This is a genomic window from Mesobacillus stamsii, assembly GCF_030814065.1.
GTDB classification, from domain to species: Bacteria; Bacillota; Bacilli; order Bacillales; family Cytobacillaceae; genus Mesobacillus; species Mesobacillus stamsii.
The window spans coordinates 170,770-195,507 of the sequence record NZ_JAUSUN010000005.1 but is presented as its reverse complement, the minus strand read 5'-3'; the positions used below and the strand labels follow the sequence as shown (position 1 = coordinate 195,507).

Genomic DNA, 24,738 nt, shown 5'->3' with positions numbered 1-24,738 from the left:
CTTCACCAGAGATGGCCTCACTTAAATTCTTATTTAACGGTTGGTCCGCCTTTTTCTTCGATTTCAGATGGTATGTTTGTGAACTTTTTAAAGTTGTCGCGGAACTGGGCTGCGAGCTCGTTTGCTTTTGTATAGTAGGCTTCCTTGTCAGTCCACGCTTTAACTGGCTGGAGGACATCGTCAGGTACACCTGGTACATGCAGTGGGATCTCAAGGCCAAAGATTTCGTCTTTTGCGGTTTCGACGTTCGTCAGTTCGCCTTCTAGTGCAGCCTGGACCATCGCTCTAGTGTACGCCAACTTCATGCGGCTTCCGATGCCATATTCTCCGCCAGTCCATCCCGTATTCACGAGGAATACCTTTGCGTTGTGCTCGGCAATTTTTTCACCAAGCATTTCGGCGTACTTTGTTGCTGCAAGCGGCAGGAAGGGAGAACCAAAGCATGTGGAGAATGTTGCCTGCGGTGATGTAATGCCGCGTTCTGTACCAGCGAGCTTGGACGTGTATCCGCTCAGGAAGTGATACATTGCTTGTTCCTTTGTTAACCTGGCAATTGGAGGCAGTACCCCGAAAGCGTCGGCTGTCAGGAATACAATGGCGTTTGGATGGCCAGCGATGCTTGGATCCACGATATTTTCAATCGCTTGAATTGGATAGGCTGCCCGAGTGTTTTCGGTCAGGCTGCCGTCATCATAATTGGCCACACGTGTATCATCATCGACTACGACGTTCTCGAGAACCGAGCCAAATCGGATTGCCTCAAAGATTTGCGGTTCTCTTTCCTTGGACAAATTGATGCATTTGGCATAGCAGCCGCCTTCGATGTTGAACACACCATTAGCAGACCAGCCGTGTTCATCATCCCCAATCAACCGGCGGTTATTGTCAGCAGATAAAGTTGTTTTGCCTGTACCGGATAGTCCAAAGAACAAGGCGACATCGCCTTCGCGTCCAACATTCGCCGAGCAGTGCATCGACAAAATCCCGTTTTCCGGAAGCAAATAATTCATTATCGAGAAGATCGATTTCTTCATTTCACCGGCGTACTCAGTCCCGCCGATCAAGACGACGCGCTGCTCGAAGGAAATGATGATGAAGGTTTCAGAGTTTGTCCCATCTATTTCAGGGTCGGCTTTGAAGGTAGGGGCTGAAAGGATTGTAAACTCGGATTCATGCTCAGCAAGATCTGCTTCTGTTGGCCGAATGAATAATTGATGGGCAAAAAGATTATGCCATGCATATTCATTGATGACTTGAATGGGTAGGCGGTACTTCTTATCTGCCCCAGCAAATCCGTTGAAAACGAAAACTTCGTCTTTATCTTGGAGGTACTTCAATACCTTATTATATAGCTTCGTAAAAGATTCCTTGGAGATCGGCTGGTTGACTGGCCCCCAGTCGATTTTATCTTTTACGGATTCTTCTTCGACAATAAATTTATCTTTAGGGGAACGGCCAGTATATTTACCAGTCGTCGCTCTTATCGCACCTGTTGACGTCAAGATTCCTTCTTTTCGGTTTAGCACCTTTTCAACTAGCTGGGGGACAGAAAGCTGTACCCGTATATTGCTTCCATTAATTAATCCTGAAAGTTCATTTGATATCCCTACAACGTTCATCGGAGAATACCTTCCTTTTTAAAAGATTCAGATTATGTAATTTCTTGATATTAGTATAGCACATTTAACGAATTAATCTATACTAATATACGGAAAAATTCCATTTGTCCATACGTTAGGAAATTGAGAATGTATTTTGAAAAAAAACCATTGACAGGCCATTATATCTTCGTTATGATTTGGACTTGAACGGATACTCTCTTATCCCGAGCTGGTGGAGGGACAGGCCCAATGAAACCCAGCAACCTGCAAACGAGAATGACAGCTTTTGAATTTGCTGTCCCTTTTTCGGGCAAAGGTGCTAACCTGATGCAAGGGATTTGCCCTTGAACGATAAGAGCGAAAGGCGCGGAATTTAGCAAAAACCTTTCCTCATATTTGGAGAGGTTTTTTATATTGTTTTTTCCTGGCCAATGCATGGGACTACTGCTGGGTTAAATTTTAAAAAAGAAGTTCACCATGAATTTTCCTAATAAAAACTCAGCGTTTATTTCATACTACGTAGGGAATGAGTACCGTATCAAACGAGGTTTGTATTGGGACAGCCTCGGGTCTATTTTTATACATGAGGGAGGAACTCAGATGTCACACAAACGCCGTTTGTTTACTTCTGAATCAGTAACAGAGGGCCATCCGGATAAAATTTGCGACCAGATTTCTGATGCGATTTTGGATGCGATCCTGGCTAAAGATGCGAACGCACGTGTTGCAGCCGAAACATCCGTTACGACAGGCTTGGTCCTAGTTGCAGGCGAAATCACCACTTCTACATACGTAGATATTCCAAAAATCGTCCGTGAAACCATCAAGGAAATCGGCTATACTCGCGCAAAGTACGGATTCGACGCGGAAACTTGCGCAGTGTTAACTGCCATCGACGAGCAGTCAGCTGATATAGCGATGGGAGTTGACCAGGCGCTTGAAGCACGTGAAGGTCAGATGTCAGACGCAGAAATCGAAGCAATTGGTGCTGGAGACCAAGGTTTAATGTTCGGTTTTGCGTGCAACGAAACGAAAGAGCTTATGCCACTTCCAATTTCCTTGGCACATAAAATTTCCCGACGTCTGACGGAAGTTCGCAAGGAAGAAATCCTTCCTTACCTGCGTCCAGACGGAAAAACTCAGGTAACAGTTGAATACGACGAGAATGACAAGCCAGTCCGTATCGATACAATCGTTATCTCAACACAGCACCATCCTGAAGTTTCGCTTGAGCAAATCCAGCGCAACCTTAAGGAACATGTCATCAAGCCTGTCGTACCGGCAGAATTGATTGATGAAAACACAAAATACTTCATCAACCCAACTGGCCGTTTCGTAATCGGCGGACCACAAGGTGATGCAGGTCTTACTGGCCGCAAGATCATCGTAGATACTTACGGTGGATATGCGCGTCACGGAGGAGGCGCATTCTCTGGGAAGGATCCTACAAAAGTGGACCGTTCAGCTGCATACGCGGCGCGTTATGTTGCCAAGAACCTCGTTGCTGCTGGTCTTGCCGAAAAAGTCGAAGTTCAGCTTGCATACGCAATCGGCGTTGCCCGTCCGGTATCCATCTCCATTGATACGTTTGGAACAGGAAAAGTGAGTGAGGACGTACTGATCGACGTTGTGGAAAGCAACTTCGACCTTCGACCTGCTGGTATTATCAAAATGCTGGACTTGCGCAAGCCAATTTACAAACAGACAGCTGCTTACGGACACTTTGGCCGTTCGGACGTTGACCTTCCATGGGAGCGTACAGACAAAGCTGAAACGCTCCGTACTCAAGCTCTCGGCAAATAAGAAAAAGGAGTTACATAGAAATTATGTAACTCCTTTTTCATATCAAACGTCAAATCAGTGATTAGATGGTTTGCGAATGGAGCAAAAGGTGAAAAATAAAGTATTCCCTTAAATTCCCCATGGATTTTACTGCAAAAATTTTGTGTTTAATGATAGGATAAGATGGTATGTTTGGATTGAAAGCAAAAAACATTAATAAATTTTTTTACTGAAATGGAGAAGGTGAAGTACATAATGTGTGGCTTTATCGGATGTGTACATGAGAAAGCGCAGGAATACAGCAGCGAAGATAAGCAGCTGTTCAAGAATATGAATGACATCATCACCCACCGTGGTCCAGATGATGATGGATATTTCTACGATGAGCATATCCAGCTCGGCTTCCGTCGTTTGAGCATCATCGACCTGGAGGCTGGCCATCAGCCATTGACGTATGAAAATGAACGTTATTGGATCATTTTCAACGGAGAAATATACAACTACCTAGAGCTTCGTGAAGAGTTGATCGAAGAAGGACTGACGTTCGAAACCCACTCTGATACAGAAGTGATCATTGCTCTATACAGCCAGGTCAAGGAGCAGGCTGTCGACAAGCTGCGCGGAATGTTCGCATTTGTCATTTGGGATAAGCAAGAAATGGTTCTTTACGGGGCACGGGACCATTTCGGCATTAAACCATTCTTTTATTTTGAAGATGAAAATCGTACATTCTTCGGTTCTGAAAAGAAGAGCATTTTGCTTGGCTTGCAGAATGATGTAATTGATTATAAGGCTCTGCAGCATTTTTTAACATACCAGTTTGTTCCCGAACCGGACACCATGTCTGAGGGCATTTACAAGCTGGAACCAGGGCATTATTTTACAAAAAAAATTGGTTCGCCGATGGAAATAAAGCGTTACTGGAAAGCGAGCTTCTCGCCTATCCATAAATCAGAGGATGAATTTACGAAGGAGATCAGGGATGTCCTGTTCGAATCGGTGAAAATTCATATGCGCAGTGATGTGCCAGTTGGTTCATTCCTTTCTGGCGGGATTGATTCGTCGATCATCGCGTCGATCGCAAAGCAATACCATCCTGGAATCAAGACATTCTCGGTCGGATTTGAACAGGATGGCTTCAGCGAGATTGATGTCGCCAAAGAAACGGCTGATCGACTCGGTGTGGAAAATATCAGCTATGTAATCAGTCCACAGGAATACATGGATGAACTCCCTAAAATTATGTGGCATATGGATGATCCGCTTGCTGACCCGGCCGCTATCCCATTGTATTTCGTAGCGCGTGAAGCTAGGAAGCATGTAACGGTTGTCCTTTCCGGTGAAGGTGCCGATGAATTATTCGGCGGATATAATATTTACCGCGAACCGCAAGACCTTGAGGTTTTTAATAAGATTCCTGGAGTGGGGAAGGCGTTGCTAAAAGGCATCTCCAAAATGATGCCTGAAGGCTTGAAAGGGAAAAGTTTCATCGAGCGCGGCGTCACTCCAATGGAAGAGCGCTATATCGGAAATGCAAAAATGTTCACTGAAAAAGAAAAGAGCGAACTGCTCCGCGTATATAACGGCAAGTACGATTTTAGGGATATAACGAAGCCTCTATACCGCGAAAGCCGAGGATACGATCCGGTTGATACTATGCAGTACATTGATATCCACACATGGATGCGCGGCGATATTTTATTAAAAGCTGATAGAATGACAATGGCACATTCTTTGGAGCTTCGCGTACCATTCCTTGATAAGGTTGTTTTTGAAACAGCTTCTAAAATTCCGACAAGCCTGAAGACTGCTAACCATACAACGAAGTATATTTTGCGAAAAGCGGCGGAAGGGGTGGTCCCTGACCATGTGCTTACCCGCAAGAAACTTGGTTTCCCGGTGCCAATTAGACATTGGCTTAGGAATGAAATGAACGAATGGGCCAAGAAAATCATTATGGAAAGCAACACAGAACATCTGATTAATAAGGCTTACGTGTTGAGGCTACTGGATGAGCACTGTCAGAACAAAGCGGATTACAGCCGTAAAATCTGGACTGTATTGATGTTTATGATGTGGCATGATGTGTATATTGAAAAAAAATACTCCTTTGAGAAGGAGTATATGGCACAAAAAGTTTTCCAGTCTTAAAAATTAGGGAGGTTGGCGACCAGCGTATCCTCCCATTTGCACCCAGGCTTTTAGGGTGCTTTTCTTTTTTGAGAGAAGGTCATGGCTCTAGATGAAGTTTACGTATCGTTCTGTAAATCTTTATAATATTGTCCTTTTTCAGCGTATTCTCTGGAAATACGTTCCATATCTCGAATGTCAGATTCATTCAATTCTCGAATTACTTTTGCGGGGCGTCCAAAAGCAAGTGTATTGGGCGGAATCTTTTTTCCTTGAGGAACAAGGCTTCCGGCACCGATGAACGCTCCTTCGCCGATTTCAGCTTTATCAAGGACGATCGACCCCATCCCAATCAAAGCCTTTTTCCTAACAATGCAGCTGTGTAGGACGACTTGATGTCCGACCGTCACCTCGTCTTCGAGGATCAAAGGATTATTTGGACTTTGATGCAGCACCGAGTTATCTTGAATGTTCACTTTATTGCCAATAATCGTTGGGGCAACATCGCCACGTATCGAGGTATTGAACCAGACACTCGACTGCTCTCCGATTTCAACATCTCCGGAGATGGTTACATAATCCGCGATAAAAGCAGAATCTGCTATTTTCGGTGTTTTGCCTTTGTAAGAATAAATCATTATGCACACTCCTATACTTTAACATGCTTTCGCTTTCATTTGGTATCTGGGCTGACCCAGGCGTTTGCGCTTTTCTTATTCATTAATTATATATTATAGTTCTTTTAAAGAAAGAAAAAGGATTTAAGGGGGAATGGTCATGTGGAAATGGGAAGCTGATGGGAATGCTAAGGCTGTAATAGTCATGATACATGGTGCGATGGAGCATCATCGCCGTTATGGATGGCTGATTGAAGCGTGGCGCTCAGCGGGATTTCATGTCATAATGGGGGATTTGCCTGGACATGGGATGACGACAAGAGCGAACCGTGGCCATATTGATTCCTTTGATGAATATATTTTAGAAGTGAAAGAGTGGATAAATGCAGCATATGACTTTGACCTCCCAGTGTTTCTGTTTGGCCATAGCATGGGCGGACTCATTGCCATCCGCTTGCTCCAAGAAGAACATATCGAAATTGCCGGATTGATCTTGTCCTCCCCATGCCTTGGTTTAGTGAAATATCCATCACGAATGCTGGATATGCTCTCGCATGGCTTGAATGTAATCGTTCCAACATTTCGAATTTCTTCTGGTTTGTCTGTTGAGCTGGCAACTAGAAACGAAGACGTCAGGGCAGTTGATGCAAATGATTCCTTATACATTACCAAAGTATCGGTGCGCTGGTACCGTGAGCTGGCAGCAGCAATGGAACTCGCGTTTGAGCATATGAATAAAGTCCACGACGTACCGACGCTGCTTTTGCAGGCTGGAGACGACAAGATTGTCGATAAGCGTGCTGTTAAAGAATGGTTCAATAATGCACCGCTCTCCGAAAAAAGATATAAAGAATGGCCGAAATGCTACCATGAAGTTTTCAATGAACCAGAACGCGAAGAGGTTTTTGAGTATGCGCATGATTTTGTCATCAGCCAGCTTAAGGCGATTGGATATGTTTATTAGTAAGCGGAGGAGGAGAGCAGCGAGATGATTCCATCAAGGCCCATCAGTTTGATGTATCGTGTGTACAGAAAAGTCCTGCCACAAGTTCACCGGGAGCTGGCCTATTGGAAAAGCAAGGCGGAGGAAATTCCGAATCCAGAACTAAGGAAACAGGCGCTTGCCAGCATTGAAAACAAGACTTTCCATTGTGAAGGCGGTTCGATTTTAAGTCTGGCCGCGAAAAAGAATCATAAAGAGGCCATCCGGTTCATTGTGGCATACCAGACAATTAGTGATTATCTCGATAATCTTTGTGATCGCAGCACCTCGCTTGATCCGGTGGATTTTGCGGCGCTGCATGAGTCAATGGCGGATGCTGTCAGCCTGGACCACCAATTGAAAGACTATTACCGCGAACGAGAAGACCAGAATGATGGCGGGTATTTGAGGGAACTTGTGACCGCTTGCCGAGAAGTCCTTGCTAGGGTTGAACATTATCAGGATGTAAAAAAGCATATGGGTGAACTATGCGAATATTATTGTGATTTGCAGGTTCATAAGCATGTGGAGGTAAAGGATCGTGTACCCAGGCTGCAAACATGGTTCGATGGCCATCGTGAAAAAAATCCCGACATGGAATGGTACGAATTCTCAGCCTGTACTGGATCGACGCTCGGCATCTTTTGTCTCGTATCCTACGCCCTTCGCGATGATTTCAAACCGGAATATGCGGATAGTATCCGCAACGGTTATTTTCCATACATACAAGGGCTGCACATCCTCCTGGATTATTTCATCGACCAGGAGGAAGACCGCGAAGGCGGCGACTTGAACTTCTGTTTTTATTATGAAAATGAAGAAGCATTGTTTGATAGGTTGCGGCATTTTGTGAAAAATGCCGATCGGCACACAGCTCGATTGCCACACCGTAAATTTCACAAACTGATTAACCGTGGGCTGCTCGGCGTTTACTTGTCCGACGAAAAAGTAAGAAGGCAGGAAAAAATTAGAAAGCTTGCCTGGGAAATGATCAAGTCGGCCGGACCTGTCAGCTACTTCTTTTATATCAATGGACGAGCTTATCGGTCATTGCAGAAATGGGTGCCTGCAGGAGTCGTAAAGGCGTTTATAAAATAGTTAGGAAGCCAGGGGAAACCTGGCTTTTATAATGTTTGTACTCAAAATAGGGAGAGCTGAATCATGCATGTGCCCGTGAACAGGAGAAAGTCTAATTTACGGTCACATAAAAGGCAATCATGTGCCACTGAACAGGAGAAAGCCCGATTAACGGTCACATAAAAGGCAATCATGTGCCCGTGAACAGGAGAAAGCCCGATTAACGGTCACATAAAAGGCAATTATGTGCCCGTGAACAGGAGAAAGCCCAATTCATGGTCACATAAAAGGCAATTATGTGCCCGTGAACAGGAGAAAGCCCAATTCATGGTCACATAAAAGGCAATTATGTGCCCGTGAACAAGAGAATGCCCAATTCATGGTCACATAAGAGGCAATTATGTGCCCGTGAACAGGAGAAAGCCCAATTCATGGTCACATAAAAGGCAATTATGTGCCCGTGAACAAGAGAAAGCCCGATTAACGGTCACATAAAAGGCAATTATGTGCCCGTGAACAAGAGAAAGCCCAATTAATGGTCACATAAAAGGCAATCATGTGCCCGTGAACTAGAGAAAGCCCGATTAACGGTCACATAAAAGGCAATCATATGCCCGTGAACAAGAGAAAGCCCAATTCATGGTCACATAAAAAGCAATCATGTGCCCGTGAACAGGAGAAAGCCCAATTAATGGTCACATAAGAGGCAATCATGTGCCCGTGAACTAGAGAAAGCCCGATTAACGGTCACATAAAAGGATGTGCCCGTGAACAGGAGAAAGCCCGATTAACGGTCACATAAAAGGCAATTATGTGCCCGTGAACTAGAGAATGCTCGATTAATGGTCACATAAAAGGCAATCATGTGCCCGTGAACTAGAGAAAGTCTAATTAATGGTCACATAAAAGGCAATCATGTGCCCGTGAACAGGAGAAAGCCCAATTCATGGTCACATAAAAGGCAATTATGTGCCCGTGCACTGTCAACCGAATAAAAAAAGCTCCCATTTCAGGGAACTTCGCTTATATCTTCTCTATCGCAATAATAAATGGCGGATTGTTCTTTTGGTTCAGGAATTTATACTCTAAAACGTGGGCGGTGTTTTGATCCAGTGATTTTACATAACGCAATAAATATTCCCGTTCTACTTTGCCTTCCGGGTGTCCATGGTAAACCACGATCACGATGATGCCCTCTGGTGCCATGATTTCAAGCAGCTGATCAATGGCCATTATGGTTTTTTCGTGTACGGTGACAATGTTTTTGTCTCCTCCTGGCAAATAACCAAGATTGAAAACTGCAGCGGTTATTTTGCCAAAATGAAGGGGAGGAATGTATTCTGAGATATTCTCATGTCCAGTGTGGAACAGGGTAACCTGATCCTGCAGTTTGTGCTCCCGGAGCTTTGTTTTGCTGGTCATAAGTGCTTGGTCCTGAATGTCAAAGCCGTAAATACGACCGGAAGGACCTGCGAGATTTGCTAAAAATATTGTATCATTTCCATTTCCGACAGTTGCATCCACAGCGATATCCCCTGGTTTAACCGCAAGTTCAAGGAGCTTTCGTGCAAAAGGAAGAACCTTCTCAAGCTTCATTTTTCGACCACCACTTTGTTTCCAGTATAGAATTTTCCTTGCCAACTGTTGCGGCGTTTCATTTCCTTGTCTATCGCATTTAGCACTTCCCATTTGTTGACGCTCCACATTGGGCCGACCATCAATTCAATTGGGCCGTCTCCTGTGATTCTGTGGATGATCATTTCCGGAGGGAGGATTTCTAGCTGGTCACAGACTAATTTTACATAATTCTCAAAGCTAAGGAATTCAAGCATCCCTTTTTCATACTGCTTGACCATTGGGGTACCCTTCAGCAAATGGAGAAGATGGATTTTGATGCCTTGGACATCAAGCTTGGCGACTTCTTGGGCAGTTTCCATCATCATTTCCGGTGTTTCCAGAGGCAATCCGTTAATGATATGAGAACAGACGTTGATATCGTGCTTGCGGAGCTTGGCCACTCCTTCTTTGTATGTCTGATAATCATGAGCCCGGTTGATTAAATTGGCTGTTTTTTCATGAACAGTCTGAAGACCAAGCTCCACCCATAAATATGTACGTTCATTCAGTTCAGCAAGGTATTCCACCACATCGTCTGGCAGGCAATCAGGCCTGGTCGCAATCGAAAGGCCAACGACCCCTTCCTCCTTCAAAATGGTTTCGTATTTTTCACGCAAAATCTCAACAGGTGCGTGGGTATTGGTGAAAGCTTGAAAATAAGCCATATACTTGCCATCTTTCCATTTTGTATGCATTTTTTCTTTTATCTTCTTGAATTGTGTGCCGAGATCTTCCACACGGTCCCCGGCAAAATCGCCTGAGCCAGCAGCGCTGCAAAAGCTGCATCCGCCGTAAGCTACCGTACCGTCACGGTTCGGGCAGTCAAAGCCGCCATCAAGCGCGACCTTGAAAACCTTATGACCAAATTGGTTCCGCAAATGGTAATTCCATGTATGGTATCGTTTATCATCAGTTGCGTATGGAAAAGGGTTGGCTTGTTTCATGCCAGCAACCTCCTTATAAACTGTCAGTAATAATAAGCATTGTACCACTTAGAATAGGTGAATCCAATTGCAAAAAGATTACAAAAGAAAATGAACGGACCGCTTCACAAAAAGTTTCACTTAGTGATTCCCAATATTATACAATAGGAAAACGTGATAGGAAAAACGATTGTGAACAAAATAAAGAAGAAGCAGACTTGCTTCAGCACTAGAAAAAGGAGGGCTAAAATTGGCAACACGAAACTCAGTTGACCAGCTACTTCAGGAATGCGAGGATGCAATCAATCTTGCCCAGGAGCAATACAAGAGTGCGGCGTCTCAACAGCATGATCAGGACAGTGATTTCACACAAGCTCTTCAAGCGATAGAAGCTGCCTATAATGACCTTGTCAAGCTTGCCTACAGTGCAAACGCACAGCAGCGTGACCAGCTTCATCGGATGAGGTTGCAATTACAGCAGGTTCAGAACAATATGATATTGCTTGATCATTAAAAACGAGGAGGGAGAAACTTTGAAAAAACGCTCAAAGCAAAATAACCCGGAACAAAAGACCCGAAATGGAATAAACAACCAAGATCTTGAAGCTGGAATGGAATATGATCCAATCAAAGAATCAAAGAAGAAGTATGAACAAAGCGGCGGGCAACCTGTAAAATCAAAATTCCATCCCGAACAAGAGCAATCTTCATAAAGTGGTTACACCCTCGCTTCCATAGTGGAAGCGAGGAACAACAGCCTATGTAAATAAAAATAGAAAATTTCAACTTTACATGACTCGATTTATTCTTATTGCATCCCTCTGTTAAAACCACTACAATTACATTGGTATTGTTCCCGTTTTTCAAATTAATTTAGTGAAAGAAGGCGTTTTATAATGCCTAGAGCCTTGTGGCTGTTGATTATCGGGATGACAGTCAATGTGACTGGTTCCTCTTTTTTGTGGCCTTTGAATACCATCTATATACATGAGCACCTCGGCAAATCATTATCTGTTGCCGGAATCGTATTAATGTTGAATGCTGCTGCCAGCGTCATTGGCAATCTTTTTGGTGGCAGTCTTTTTGATAAAATTGGCGGTTATAAGTCTATCATTCTTGGAATCAGCATTACCATTATAGCCCTGCTTGGCTTGACATTCTGGCCTGGCTGGCCGCAGTATATCTTCTTTATGACATTGGTTGGGTTTGGTTCCGGAATCGTCTTTCCGGCAATGTATGCAATGGCGGGTTCGGTCTGGAAGGAAGGCGGCCGCAGAGCATTCAACGCGATCTATGTCGCCCAGAACCTTGGAGTCGCAATTGGAGCTGCGCTTGGTGGGGTTGTCGCATCTTATTCCTTTCAGCTGATTTTCATCGCAAACGGAGCCATGTATTTACTTTTTATGATGATCGCTCTTTTTGGCTATCGCTCGATCGACAGCAAGGCAGCGAAGCAAACGAATGTCCTTCAGGAAAACGGCGCTGTCAAAAATCATACCAAGCTTTATGCTCTTTTGATACTGGCTATTGGTTATTTGCTTGCCTGGGTTGGATACGTTCAATGGCAAACAACAATTGCTGCTTATACACGGGAAATGAACATTTCGCTGAATCAATATAGTATTCTCTGGAGCATCAATGGGGCATTGATTGTTCTAGGCCAGCCGATTGTCAACAGGCTGATCAAGCCGTTCCAGAATAAGCTAAAGCTGCAGATCATCATCGGGATGGTCATTTTCATGGTTTCTTATGCGGTAGCTGCTGGCGCCCATGTGTTTTTGGGTTTCATTGCAGGCATGATGATCCTGACAATTGGAGAAATGCTGATTTGGCCAGCTGTACCGACGATCGCAAATGACCTGGCGCCCAAAGGCAGGGAAGGCTTTTATCAAGGAATTGTCAACAGTACCGCGACTGGCGGCAAGATGATCGGCCCGCTCATGGGCGGAATTCTAGTCGATTTGTACGGAATGTCCATGTTATTTTCGGTACTGATCGCAATTATGTTTATCGGTATTTTTACAACCGTAATATACGATCGGAAATTGAAAGAAGCACATAAGATCACTGCAAGCGCGTAAATGCTGGCTACAATGTTCCGCTTTTTTCTCGATGAAAAATGCATATTTTCCATTTAAAATAAGAATGAGGAGGTGAATGGGTTGAAATTTAAAATCCTCGGAATGGTTTTTTTGGCTGCCGGTTTTCTGGCTGGGTGCAATAGTGGCGATAATACTGCCGAACCTGAAAAACAAATGCAAAACATCAAGGAATTGGTAAGTGACTACAGCACGGGCAAAATAGAGGGCAATACTGCTTCCATTACTGCTAAGGAGCTGGTGATTGCCGACAAGGCAGGAAACAAGCAAGTTTATGATATTTCCGCAGGAGACTTCTTCGTCTCCATCGCACCTTATGAAAATCAAACCCATCCTTGAAGCAACCACAGCTTGACAGGTTGTCAAGGAGAATTGGTTGAAAAAGAGTTTGATGTGTACATCGAGGATGAAGCCGGGAACGTAGTCGTAGACGAAAAGAGAATGACCCAGCAAAATGGGTTCATCGATTTATGGCTTCCGCGTGATCACAAGTACAAAATAAAGATAGAATCCGACAGGAAAAGTGTTGAATCGGAAATATCCACTTTTGAAAATGATCCGACCTGCATCACGAACATGCAATTAATGTAGACGAAGGCACCTAATTTCAAGGTGCTTTTTTATATTTTCAGAAAAATGTGATAAAATCAAAAGAAAAACTAGGGGACGGATGATGAAAACAAAGCAATTTCTTATCCCGGCTGATATTATGGAAATCATTGTCGAGAATGCATTTGAGTGGCTTGTAGTGGTGGATCAGGAAGGAAGGATCATCTACATCAACCATAATTATTGTGAATTCCTTGAGGTCAATCGGGAAGAAACGATTGGCCGGCATGTGACACAAGTGATCGAGAATACTAGGATGCACATTGTTGCAAAGACAGGCAAGGAAGAACTGGCAGATTTGCAATATATCAAAGGTAGTTACATGATTGCCAATCGCGTACCCATCATGAAAAATGGCGAGGTAGTTGCAGCTTTCGGTACGGTCTTTTTCAGGGACACACAGGAATGGATGAAAATGGATAGTCATGTAAAAAGCCTGCTTACAAGAATGCAGCCATATATCCAAAAAATTGATTCTGGGGTGAAATATACGCTGGATGACATCCTTGGCGAGTCGCAGCTGGTGGTCAGTTTAAAAGAAAAAGTGAAAATGGTTTCCAACAGTGATGTTTCGATTTTGATCAGAGGAGAGAGCGGAACAGGAAAGGAATTATTTGCTCATAGCATCCACCAGCTAAGCAATCGAAGTCAGAAGCCTTTCATCAAGGTGAACTGTGGAGCAATACCAGAAAACCTGCTTGAATCCGAATTGTTCAGCTATGAAGAAGGTGCTTTTACAGGAGCGAAAAAAGGGGGAAAGAAGGGGAAATTCCAGCTGGCAAATGGCGGCACCCTCTTCCTGGATGAGATTGGGGACATGCCACTAAGTATGCAGGTGAAGCTTTTGCGTGCCTTGCAGGATGGGGAAATAGAACCGATCGGGTCGACCAAATCAATTTCTGTCGATGTCCGAATTATCGCTGCGACGAACAGGCCACTTGAAAACATGATTGAAGAGAAGCGATTCAGAGAGGATCTTTTTTACCGGATCAATGTCGTTCCATTCAATATTCCTCCTTTAAGAGAACGAGCGGAGGACTTAAAGTTGCTGATTGCCTATTTTATTGATAAAGTTACCAACCGGTTAGGCAAGCGGATTGCCGGAATAGAAAAAACGGTCATGGGAATTTTGATGTCTTATAGTTGGCCAGGAAATATCCGCGAATTGGAAAACGTCATTGAAGCTGCGGTCCATTTGACAAAAGGGGAGCAGATTACGCTGGACTCTTTGCCGGATTACCTGCAAACACAGACTGCCATGTATCGATTCAATAATAAGAAGCTCAAGGACATTATGGAAGAAACAGAAAAATGGGTACTGAGGCAAAGTCTAGAGAAAAATAATGACGATAAAGTCCAAGTTTGCAGGGAACTGGGGATCAGCAGATCAACACTCTATGAAAAGCTTCATAAATATGGACTCCTGTAGTCCGGAAATTCGGAATTCCGTCCGAATTTCCGGACTTTCTTTTTTTCTAGTATATAAAGAGAAGTTATTTACTGTGTAAAAGGTAAAAAACAAACAAGTTATGGATAGGGAAGGACATTTCGAATCTATTAATATAAAATGCAAAAATAAACGGGAGTCCAGAAATCCGGACTATAACGACTGAAAATTCAGAATAAATATGCCGTAAAAAATTGGCGCAAAAGTTGCATTATAGATAGACAGCAATTTTATTCACCATATATGTAAGCGTTATCAAAAAGGAGGGCAGTGCAGTGCAGGTGATTTTCATTTTAAAAAACAAGGGGGAAAAAGTATGCTGAGCATGATTGGATTAATTGGCGGTCTGGCTTTATTGATTTATTTGACGATGAGGGGAATGAATCTGCTAATTGTCGGACCAATTTCTGCGTTATTTGTAGCTGTGTTTAGCGGAATGCCATTGTTTCCGCAGCTGGTCGAGGAGGGGGCGGCCAACTTTGTCGGCAATTATATGGCTGGGTTTTCGGGATTTGTTACTGCCTGGTACATGATGTTTTTGCTTGGAGCAATTTTTGGCAAGGTGATGGAGGATAGCGGTGCCGCTGACAGCGTCTCTGAATACATCGTCGAAAAGCTGGGGATGAAGTATGCAGTGCTTGCGATCGTCATTGCCTGTGCAGTGTTGACTTATGGCGGTGTCAGCTTGTTCGTTGTAGCATTTTCTGTTTATCCTATGGCCTTGAGCTTGTTCAGACAGGCGAATTTGCCAAGACGATTCATTCCGGCAGCACTTGCCTTCGGTTCGGTGACCTTTACGATGACTTCCGCTGGTTCTCCGGAAATTCAAAACTGGATTCCAATTGAGTTCCTCCATACTTCTCCGTTTGCAGGCTGGGAGGTCAGTGCGATTGTTGCCGTCTTTATGATGATTTTTGGTTACTGGTGGCTAAAACGAATGATCACAAAAGCTATCGCAAGAGGAGAAAAGTTTGAAGCAAGGAAGACAGATCCCACAATGGAAAAACGGGAGCTGCCACATCCTCTTATGGGGCTTATTCCTTTAGTTGTGGTATTAGTCATCTCATTCGTGTTCCATGATTCATTGAAGCAATCTGCGCTTATTATTGCTCTGCTTGGAGGAGTGGTATCAGCCTATTTGCTAAACCGCAAGTATTTCAAGAACTTTTGGGAGGCCCTATCGGAAGGAACAATGGGTGCTTTGATCGCAATTGGCAACACGGCTGCTGTTGTAGGGTTCGGCGGTGTCGCGAAAGCCGTTCCTGCCTTCCAGGTAGCTGTTGATACGATGACCAATATTCCTGGAAGCCCGCTGATTGGTGCGGCGATTGCAGTCAGCGCCATTGCCGGGATGACAGGATCTGCGTCAGGCGGCCAGGCAATTGCCCTGCCTCTGCTTGCTCCGCATTATTTGGATATGGGAGTCAACCCGGAAGCGTTGCATCGGGTAGCTGCAATATCCTCCGGGGCACTCGATTCACTCCCGCATAATGGCTATGTTGTTACAACTGTCCGGGCCATCTGTGGCGAGTCCCATCAGGACGCGTATAATCCGGTGGCTGCAGTAACCGTCATTGTGCCGGTAATTGGTGTGGCAATTGCGATCGTTCTTTTCTCACTTGGGTTAGGCATATAAGAAAGGGGTTCCTCAATGGTAAAAAACAAAGTAGTTCTGATCACCGGGGCCGCCCAGGGGATTGGGTTTGAGATTGGAAAGAGTTTTGCTGAACATGGCGGGAAAGTTTTTTTGACAGATTTACAAGCAGACGCTGTAAAAAAAGCAGCAAAGAGCCTGCGGGAATCAGGGTACGAAGCTTATGGTCTAAAATGTGATGTTACCAATGAAAAAGACATCGAAATCGCAGTGGTGAAATGTGTTGAGCACTTTGGAAGTGTCGATGTTCTCATTAATAACGCAGGCCTGCAATATGTATCGATGATTGAAGACTTTCCGACCGAAAAATTCGAGCTGTTGATCAAGGTCATGCTGACCGCACCTTTTGTGACATTAAAGCATGTCCTGCCAGTCATGAAAAAGCAAGGTTTTGGCCGGGTGATCAACATCGCATCCATTAATGGGCTTGTCGGTTTTGCAGGTAAAGCAGCTTACAACAGTGCAAAGCATGGGGTAATCGGGCTGACAAAGGTGGCCGCACTTGAAACAGCACAGCACGGGATAACAGTAAACGCAGTCTGCCCGGGGTATGTCGATACTCCGTTAGTCCGCAATCAGCTATCCAGTCTTGCGGAAACAAGGAACGTCCCACTGGAAAAAGTTCTTGAAGAAGTAATTTTCCCGCTAGTTCCGCAGAAACGCCTGCTGGCTGTAGAAGAAATCGCCAATTATGTGCTGTTCCTTGCTAGTGATTCTGCGAAAGGAATCACCGGCCAGGCTGCGGTCATTGATGGCGGATATACGATTCAATGAAAAAATCCAGTAGGAAGAGCGCGTCATAGAAAAATCCATCAGTAACCGAAATGGAATTTCCATATCGCCTTTATAACGAGCAGCCCATTAAGCGGCTGCTTGTTATATGATTCTATTAATTCGGTAAAAATGGCGCAAATCTCCGAGCAGATGGGCGATGATCAGCTAAAAAAATCTTTTGGAGGAGAATAGGTTCTGTTTTTGGTGTTGCCATTTATAAGAAGATTCATTGAATGGAGGATTCGTGTGGCAGTATCCTCTGAATTAATATGGAGGAATTTCCTCAAGTGGATATTGGATAAAATAGGACTATATAAAAGAAAATAATCTTTCACAGCAGTCTTATGTGCTTCCCGTGCTGTCTTCCCACATTTTTGGCATAACCAGGTCCCGTGGATGCGCTCCATTCTGAAAGTTTGGCAATGAGGGCACTGGACACCAGTGATAAGATCCAGGGGGATATGGAATGATGGGGGGTCTGGGATGAATGGTTCATGATGTTTTAACAGCAACCTGGTGACTTTTTTTACATACTTCTTAGTTAGTTTTTCTTCCGCGAAAACTACTCATAATTCCGCGAAAGTGTCAGTGGATTCCGCGAAAATCCCCCATGATTCCGCGAACTGGAAATTCCGTGCGATTTTTTCCAAAACAAGATACCATTCCTACACAAATCCTATCCACCATTCATAAACTATCTTTCGTAATCATTTATTTCCACCCCTGCTTGCATCCGCAGGGAAATTTTATTACAATAACTCTATATTCATAATGAAAGACTTCGACAAGGAGTAGTAATGGTGCAAAGCCTGATGTAGAGAGCTGGCGGTCGGTGCAAGCCAGACAGGATCCATCATGAACTCGCCTTTGAGTTGCAGACGTGAACCAACAAGTAGCGTTTGCCGTTTTTCCGCGTTAAGGGTGAATGAAGCGAGTGTTGCACACTAATTTGGGTGGTACCGCGGGAGATCATACATTATCTCTCGTCCCTTTACAGGGGCGGGAGTTTTTTATTTTTTTTGAAGAAAATTCATTCGCTAAAATAAATCGAAACCAAACAGGAGGACAGTTACGATGAGTTTTAACCACCAGGAAATCGAAAAAAAATGGCAATCGCATTGGGAACAGAACAAAACGTTTAAAACAACGGAAGATAAAGGCAAAGAGAAGTTCTATGCGCTGGATATGTTCCCGTATCCATCTGGAGCCGGCCTGCACGTAGGCCATCCGGAAGGGTACACAGCGACGGATATCCTTTCCCGGATGAAAAGGATGCAAGGATTCAACGTTCTCCATCCAATGGGCTGGGATGCGTTTGGACTGCCGGCAGAGCAATATGCACTGGACACTGGGAATGACCCGGCCGAGTTCACAGAGAAAAACATCAACACTTTTCGCCGCCAAATCAAGGCATTAGGTTTTTCATACGACTGGGACCGCGAAGTCAACACAACGGACCCTGAATACTATAAGTGGACTCAGTGGATTTTCCTGAAGCTTTATGAAAAGGGGCTTGCTTATATTGACGAAGTCGCTGTTAACTGGTGTCCAGCACTTGGAACCGTTTTAGCGAACGAAGAAGTAATCGACGGAAAAAGTGAGCGCGGCGGACATCCGGTCGAGCGCCGTCCGATGAGACAGTGGATGCTTAAAATCACTGCCTACGCAGATCGGCTGCTGGAGGATCTAGATTTACTTGATTGGCCGGAAAGCCTAAAGGATATGCAACGCAACTGGATTGGCCGTTCAGAAGGGGCAGAAATCACCTTCCATATCGAAGGCAATCAGGATACATTTACGGTGTTCACAACTCGTCCGGATACACTATTCGGTGCAACTTATGCAGTGCTTGCACCCGAACACCAGCTGGTGGATAAAATTACAACAGCTGAGCAAAAGGCTGCTGTCGAAAAATATATCGATGAAATCAAGAGCAAGAGTGACTTAGAGCGCACCGATCTAGCCAAAGACAAAACTGGTGTGTTCACCGGTGCGTTCGCGATCAATCCAGCCAATGGCGAAAAAATGCCAGTCTGGATCGCAGACTATGTTCTTGTATCATACGGAACAGGCGCGATCATGGCAGTTCCTGCGCATGATGAGCGTGACTACGAGTTTGCTAAAAAATTCAATTTAGAAATCAAGGAAGTCGTGGCCGGCGGAAACGTCCAGGAAGAAGCGTATACTGGCGACGGTGATCACGTAAACTCTGAATTCCTTAACGGCATGAACAAGGAAGATACCATCAGCAAGATGATTGCCTGGCTTGAAGAAAAAGGCATTGGCAACAAGAAGGTTACTTACCGCCTTCGCGACTGGTTGTTCAGCCGCCAGCGTTATTGGGGCGAGCCGATTCCAATCATCCACTGGGAAGATGGCACCATGACAGCTGTTCCAGAAGATCAGCTGCCGCTTGTCCTTCCAAAAACAACGGAAATAAAGCCATCCGGTACAGGTGAGTCCCCGCTTGCCAATATTGATGGCTGGGTGAATGTCATCGATTCTAAAACGGGCAAAAAAGGCCGCAGGGAAACGAATACGATGCCGCAATGGGCTGGCAGCTGTTGGTACTACCTGCGCTACATTGATCCGAAAAATGATCAGGCACTTGCAGATGAAGAAAAATTAAAGCAATGGCTGCCTGTTGATATTTATATTGGAGGAGCAGAACATGCAGTTCTGCACTTGCTTTACGCTCGTTTCTGGCACAAGGTCCTGTACGATTTAGGCGTTGTTCATACAAAAGAGCCATTTCAGAAGCTTTTCAACCAAGGGATGATCCTTGGCGAAAACAATGAAAAAATGAGCAAATCAAAAGGCAATGTAGTCAACCCGGATGAAATCGTCGGAAGCCATGGTGCCGATACACTACGCCTTTATGAAATGTTCATGGGACCGCTTGATGCTTCAATTGCATGGTCAGCCAATGGGCTTGACGGTTCGCGTCGGTTCCTTGACCGCATCTGGCGCCTATTCGTTGAAGACAATGGCAACCTGAGCTTGAAAATCAAGGACGCGGAAAACCCGAATCTTGAAAGAGTCTACCACCAGACGGTTAAAAAGGTAACGGAAGCTTATGAAGGACTTCGGTTCAATACTGCAATCTCCCAAATGATGATTTTTATAAACGAAGCGTATAAGGCTGAGGAGCTTCCTAAGCATTATGTCGAAGGATTCGTGAAAATGCTTGCGCCAATCGCACCGCATATCACGGAAGAACTTTGGGAAAAGCTAGGACATAGCGAGTCAATCACTTATGCAGCATGGCCTGCATATGATGAAGCCAAGCTAGTCGAAGACGAAGTCGAAATCGTAGTCCAGGTGAACGGCAAGATCAAAGCAAAAATGATGGTACCCGCCGATGCCAACAGAGAAACGCTTGAGCAAATCGCGATGGGCGATAATACCGTTAAAGAACAAATCGATGGCAAGACAGTCCGCAAGGTAATTGCAGTCCCAGGGAAGCTTGTCAACATTGTTGCTAACTAATTCGTTTACAAAGGATCGCATTGCGCGATCCTTTGTTACAGAAAAATAAATACCCCATGAGGTTTTTTCCTTTGTAATATAAAAAGAGTTTTTATATAATAAATAGGGGAAAATACTTTAACATCAATTTTTTAAAAAATGGAGGAAAGAATTTATGAATAAAATCGAAACAATTTCACCTCAAGAACTTCAAAAGAAATTGGAAACAGGCGAAAAGCTTGAAATGGTAGACGTACGGGAACATGACGAGGTAGCATTCGGTATGATACCGGGAGCAAAGCATATCCCGATGGGCGAAATACCAGAAAGATTGAACGAATTCGATAAGGACAAAGAATACATTTTCATTTGCCGATCAAGCGCACGCAGCGGCAATGTCTGCCACTTCATGAACCAGCAAGGTTTCAAAGTCCGCAATATGATTGGCGGCATGATGAGCTGGAGCGGAGAAACAAAACGTCCTTAATTATAAAATTCTGACATTCTGGCAAAGATGATGGTAAAAAGGAAGGAAGATTCCCTTGATCCAGGTCAGAGTGTTTGATCATGAGCATGAAAAAGATTTAGAACAGGACATGAACGTATTTCTTGAAAAGCTAGATGAAAAAAAACTAGTGGACATTAAATACAATGTCGCCGTCATCCCGGAAGAAGAGGAAGAAGAGCAGATCTACTGCTTTTCCGCCATGGTTGTGTACAGAGCCTGAAAATTACTCAGGCTCTGTTTTTTATGTGAAAAAGTAAGGCCATGACGGACACTAAGTTTTCCAACTCTATTTTTGCAGTGCGAACTGGACTGCATTTGTCCCGGCAAGTCTTCCGGTGACCAGTGCTGAGGTAATATTGTAACCGCCCGTATATCCGTGGATATCGAGGATTTCACCGCAGAAGTACAGACCAGCTGCTTTCTTAGATGCCATGGTTTGCGGTTCGATTTCTTTGATGGAGACGCCGCCTCCGGTGACGAAGGCTTTATCAAGCGGCAAGGTACCGTTGACTTTGAATTCGAATTGCTTGATTGTTTTCGCAAAACTCCTGATTTTTTCATGGCCAAGTTGACCGCCCTGGACTGCAGGATCGATTACATTGCGCTCCAGCAGGAACAATAGATAACGTTCAGGCAATAGTCCTTTAAGTAAATTTTTCATCGCTTTTTTTGGCTCGGCTTGTATCAATTTAGTAATTTCTTGGAAAACTTCTTCTTCTTTCATCTCGGGCAGGGCATCCAGAGACAGGACAACCTCTTTTAGATTCCATTTTTGCATCGCTTTGACGACAAACTGGCTGCAGCGGAGGACCGCTGGACCGCTGACGCCGAAGTGGGTGAAAATCATATCCATTTTGTGAGTAATCAGTGGTTTCCCTTTTGGATTAAGGACGCTAAGTGCGATTCCCCTTAGCGAAAGTCCTTGCAAAACTTTCTCCTTTATAAAAGGTTCAGAAGACGTTATAGGGACTTCTGTTGGGAATAGGGTAGTAATGGTATGACCGGCTTTCTCGGCCCATGCATATCCATCGCCAGTCGAACCGGTATGGGGGACAGATTTTCCGCCGACGGCAATAATGATGCTGTCTGCAAAAATCCTTTCTCCATTTTTTAGTTCAACTGATTGTACGCTTCCTTCTCTGTAATGTACGTCTGCCACGGGGGTGTTCGTCTTAATTTCCACTTTTAAATCTTTAAGCTTAGATAAAAGCGCATCAACAACGGATTGAGCTTTATTGGAGACAGGGAACATCCTGCCATGATCTTCTTCCTTAAGCTTAATTCCTAGGCCTTCGAAAAAGGAAATGATGTCTTCATTGCTGAAAATGGAGAACGCACTGTATAAGAACCGCCCATTTCCGGGTATATGTTTAATGATTTCGTCGACTGGAAGGCGGTTGGTCACATTGCAGCGTCCGCCCCCGGAAATCGCCAGCTTGCGGCCGAGCTTGTCCCCTTTATCGATGAGCATCACTTTTGCATTCTGCTCGCCAGCAGCAATTGCAGCCATCAACCCAGACGGACCTCCGCCTAGGACAATTACATCGTATTTCATCGCTTCACCAACTTATAAAATTTCTGTTTGCGCTTTTCTTATTATAATACATCTTCTTTAAAAACATTTCCCTTTCTGTTCTTCACCCTGAAAACTGGCAGTCAGGCTGAAGAAAGAGTAAACTAGGAAGGCAAGAAATTGATAATTATCACTGTATCGGCTCATGTTTATGGTAATATAAAAGTTTGTAAACCGATTTTATTTTATAGATTGAAAAGTAGGGATTATATGTCATCTAAGCTATTGCGTGGGACGTTCATACTGACGGTTGGCACCATTTTATCCAAGGTGATTGGGTTGTTTTATGTTATTCCCTTTTTTGCCATCGTCGGAGATTATGGGACCGCCTTATATTCTTTCTCTTATATTCCGTATACCATTTTTATAAGTATTGCAACGGCTGGTGTGCCGTTGGCTGTTTCAAAGTTCATAGCAAAATATAATGCACTTGAAGAGTATGCTGTCGGCAGGAAGTTGTTTAAATCAGGAGTCGCTGTCATGCTGGCGACAGGTGTTTTCTCGTTCTTGCTCATGTATGTAACGGCCCCGGGTCTGGCGGAGATTGTCATGAACACGAGTGGGGAAGATCAGGCGAAAATAACGGCTGAGGATGTGACAACCGTTATCCGGGCAGTCAGTTTTGCGCTGATCGTTGTTCCATTTATGAGTTTGATCCGCGGATTCTTTCAGGGTCATCAATCGATGGGTCCTTCAGCTGTCTCTCAAGTGGCGGAGCAAATTGTCAGGATTGCCTTCATGCTTGCAGGTGCTTTTTTTGTGCTGAACGTAATGGATGGGGATATGGTGACCGCTGTCAGTGTAGCTACGTTTGCAGCGTTCATTGGTGCACTTGGCAGTCTAGGAGTGCTAGGCTGGTATTGGGTCAAAAGGAAACCGCATTTGGATCAATTACTGGCAGAAGACAAAAAAACATTGGATGTACCTTTAAAGAAAATCTATAAGGAAATACTTGTTTATGCAGCGCCGTTCGTCTTTGTGGGCATTGCTAATCCGCTTTTCCAATTTGTTGATATGATGACATTCAACCGAGCAATGATTGCAATTGGCAACAGCCAGAATGAAGCGAATATCGCGTTTTCTGTGCTGAATTTCCAATCCCATAAATTGGTGATTATTCCTGTCTCATTGGCCACGGCCTTTTCATTGACACTTGTTCCAAGCATCACGACAGCTTTTACAGCAAACGACCGTAAGGGGATGAGGAGGCAGCTTGATCAAACCTTCCAGGTACTGATGTATCTGACAGTCCCGGCTGCTGTTGGCATTGCCCTGCTAGCGGAACCAATGTACACTGTTTTCTATGCGCATAATGATTTAGGAACAGAAGTATTGGCAACGTACGCGCCAGTTGCGATCCTGTTTGCCCTATTTTCCGTAACTGCAGCAATCCTGCAAGGGATCAATGAGCAGCGCTTTACGATTTTAAGCCTGCTGACGGGATTGTTGGTGAAGCTGAGTCTGAACATTCCGTTGATCAAGCTATTTGAAACGCAGGGGGCTGTGATTTCGACTGCACTAGGCTATTTGGTCGCAATCATCATCAATATGCTAGTTATTAAAAAATTCGCAAAATATCCAATGGGTTTTGTAACGAGGAGAATTGTCCTAATCCTTGTGTTTTCGGGATTGATGGCAGGGGCAACAGCCGCTTTTTATCGTGTGCTTGTTCAGTTTATGTCACCGGCCAGCAAGTTCCATTCGATTTTGCTCATTCTTATTTCTGCTATTGTAGGTGCTGCTGTGTACTTTTATCTGGGATTCCGGACAAAACTGCTGGACAGGCTGTTCGGGGAGCGCATTGCGCAAATCAAGCGAAAATTAAGGCTTCCCATTTAATTGAAATGGGCTTCGCTGCATCCTTATAGGAAAGCTAA

General features: G+C 44.4%; 20 protein-coding genes, 1 riboswitch and 1 other annotated feature. Of the genes, 15 read left to right on the top strand and 5 right to left on the bottom strand.

The window, feature by feature from the left end; all coding sequences use genetic code 11:
- Positions 1–29: 29 nt before the first annotated feature.
- Positions 30–1,619 carry a phosphoenolpyruvate carboxykinase (ATP) gene (pckA, locus tag J2S25_RS06200; RefSeq protein WP_307191530.1) on the bottom strand — a complete coding sequence of 530 codons (1,590 nt, stop codon included), beginning with the start codon at positions 1,617–1,619 and terminating at the stop codon, positions 30–32.
- 198 nt (positions 1,620–1,817) lie between these two features.
- Positions 1,818–1,959, top strand: a riboswitch (SAM riboswitch).
- A 242-nt stretch (positions 1,960–2,201) separates the two neighbouring features.
- Here pckA and metK point away from each other — a divergent pair.
- Positions 2,202–3,404 carry a methionine adenosyltransferase gene (gene metK, locus J2S25_RS06195; protein WP_044395363.1) on the top strand — a complete coding sequence of 401 codons (1,203 nt, stop codon included), beginning with the start codon at positions 2,202–2,204 and terminating at the stop codon, positions 3,402–3,404.
- A 234-nt stretch (positions 3,405–3,638) separates the two neighbouring features.
- Positions 3,639–5,534: an asparagine synthase (glutamine-hydrolyzing) gene (gene asnB, locus J2S25_RS06190; protein ID WP_307191529.1), complete on the top strand. Its 1,896-nt coding sequence runs from the start codon at positions 3,639–3,641 to the stop codon at positions 5,532–5,534.
- 98 nt (positions 5,535–5,632) lie between these two features.
- On the opposite strand, the gene J2S25_RS06185 is transcribed toward asnB, so the two are convergent.
- The gene (locus J2S25_RS06185) at positions 5,633–6,151 is read right to left on the bottom strand and encodes a gamma carbonic anhydrase (protein ID WP_044395367.1); all 519 of its coding nucleotides are present in this window, start codon (positions 6,149–6,151) and stop codon (positions 5,633–5,635) included.
- Between the two features lie 139 nt (positions 6,152–6,290).
- Here J2S25_RS06185 and J2S25_RS06180 point away from each other — a divergent pair, with 139 nt between their 5' ends.
- Together J2S25_RS06180 and tbcS are read left to right on the top strand one after the other, a co-directional pair.
- The gene (locus tag J2S25_RS06180) at positions 6,291–7,094 is read left to right on the top strand and encodes an alpha/beta hydrolase (RefSeq protein ID WP_044395369.1); all 804 of its coding nucleotides are present in this window, start codon (positions 6,291–6,293) and stop codon (positions 7,092–7,094) included.
- Between the two features lie 24 nt (positions 7,095–7,118).
- Positions 7,119–8,210, top strand: a complete 1,092-nt coding sequence (gene tbcS, locus J2S25_RS06175) for a tetraprenyl-beta-curcumene synthase (protein ID WP_044395371.1) — start codon at positions 7,119–7,121, stop codon at positions 8,208–8,210.
- A gap of 1,002 nt (positions 8,211–9,212) precedes the next feature.
- On the opposite strand, the gene mnmM is transcribed toward tbcS, so the two are convergent.
- Both mnmM and mnmL read right to left on the bottom strand, forming a co-directional pair.
- Positions 9,213–9,785, bottom strand: a complete 573-nt coding sequence (gene mnmM, locus J2S25_RS06170; RefSeq protein WP_307191528.1) for a tRNA 5-(aminomethyl)-2-thiouridylate-methyltransferase MnmM — start codon at positions 9,783–9,785, stop codon at positions 9,213–9,215.
- Positions 9,782–10,750: a tRNA modification radical SAM protein MnmL/YtqA gene (mnmL, locus tag J2S25_RS06165; RefSeq protein WP_044392603.1), complete on the bottom strand. Its 969-nt coding sequence runs from the start codon at positions 10,748–10,750 to the stop codon at positions 9,782–9,784. The genes mnmM and mnmL overlap by 4 nt, the downstream gene beginning before the upstream one ends.
- 229 nt (positions 10,751–10,979) lie before the next feature.
- Between mnmL and J2S25_RS06160 the strand changes: the two genes are divergently transcribed.
- The 10 genes from J2S25_RS06160 (at position 10,980) to J2S25_RS06115 (ending at position 21,508) form a co-directional block, all read left to right on the top strand.
- Positions 10,980–11,243, top strand: a complete 264-nt coding sequence (locus J2S25_RS06160; RefSeq protein ID WP_044392602.1) for a YtzC family protein — start codon at positions 10,980–10,982, stop codon at positions 11,241–11,243.
- A gap of 19 nt (positions 11,244–11,262) precedes the next feature.
- Complete coding sequence (locus tag J2S25_RS06155) at positions 11,263–11,442, top strand: hypothetical protein (protein ID WP_044392601.1); 180 nt, start codon at positions 11,263–11,265, stop codon at positions 11,440–11,442.
- A 183-nt stretch (positions 11,443–11,625) separates the two neighbouring features.
- On the top strand, positions 11,626–12,810 hold the full coding sequence (locus J2S25_RS06150) for an MDR family MFS transporter (RefSeq protein ID WP_044392600.1): 1,185 nt from the start codon (positions 11,626–11,628) through the stop codon (positions 12,808–12,810).
- Between the two features lie 81 nt (positions 12,811–12,891).
- Positions 12,892–13,419 (top strand): CueP family metal-binding protein, encoded by a 528-nt coding sequence (locus J2S25_RS06145; protein ID WP_307191527.1) that lies wholly within the window; start codon positions 12,892–12,894, stop codon positions 13,417–13,419.
- A gap of 82 nt (positions 13,420–13,501) precedes the next feature.
- On the top strand, positions 13,502–14,866 hold the full coding sequence (locus J2S25_RS06140) for a sigma-54 interaction domain-containing protein (RefSeq protein WP_307191548.1): 1,365 nt from the start codon (positions 13,502–13,504) through the stop codon (positions 14,864–14,866).
- 334 nt (positions 14,867–15,200) lie between these two features.
- Positions 15,201–16,520, top strand: coding sequence for a GntP family permease (locus J2S25_RS06135; protein ID WP_307191526.1), 1,320 nt, complete (start codon positions 15,201–15,203; stop codon positions 16,518–16,520).
- Positions 16,521–16,535: 15 nt separating this feature from the next.
- Positions 16,536–17,312, top strand: coding sequence for a 3-hydroxybutyrate dehydrogenase (locus J2S25_RS06130; RefSeq protein WP_307191525.1), 777 nt, complete (start codon positions 16,536–16,538; stop codon positions 17,310–17,312).
- 772 nt (positions 17,313–18,084) lie between these two features.
- Positions 18,085–18,306 (top strand) — a binding site (T-box leader).
- An 80-nt stretch (positions 18,307–18,386) separates the two neighbouring features.
- Entirely contained in the window at positions 18,387–20,801 is a 2,415-nt protein-coding gene (gene leuS / locus J2S25_RS06125) for a leucine--tRNA ligase (protein ID WP_307191524.1), read from the top strand.
- Between the two features lie 154 nt (positions 20,802–20,955).
- Positions 20,956–21,267, top strand: a complete 312-nt coding sequence (locus J2S25_RS06120; protein ID WP_307191523.1) for a rhodanese-like domain-containing protein — start codon at positions 20,956–20,958, stop codon at positions 21,265–21,267.
- Positions 21,268–21,322: 55 nt separating this feature from the next.
- Positions 21,323–21,508 (top strand): sporulation protein Cse60, encoded by a 186-nt coding sequence (locus J2S25_RS06115; protein WP_044392589.1) that lies wholly within the window; start codon positions 21,323–21,325, stop codon positions 21,506–21,508.
- 66 nt (positions 21,509–21,574) lie between these two features.
- Here the strand turns inward: J2S25_RS06115 and J2S25_RS06110 are convergent, their stop codons facing one another.
- Positions 21,575–22,843: a BaiN/RdsA family NAD(P)/FAD-dependent oxidoreductase gene (locus J2S25_RS06110; RefSeq protein WP_307191522.1), complete on the bottom strand. Its 1,269-nt coding sequence runs from the start codon at positions 22,841–22,843 to the stop codon at positions 21,575–21,577.
- Between the two features lie 228 nt (positions 22,844–23,071).
- On the opposite strand from J2S25_RS06110, the gene J2S25_RS06105 reads away from it, so the two are divergent.
- On the top strand, positions 23,072–24,700 hold the full coding sequence (locus J2S25_RS06105; protein ID WP_307191521.1) for a putative polysaccharide biosynthesis protein: 1,629 nt from the start codon (positions 23,072–23,074) through the stop codon (positions 24,698–24,700).
- Positions 24,701–24,738 lie beyond the last annotated feature (38 nt).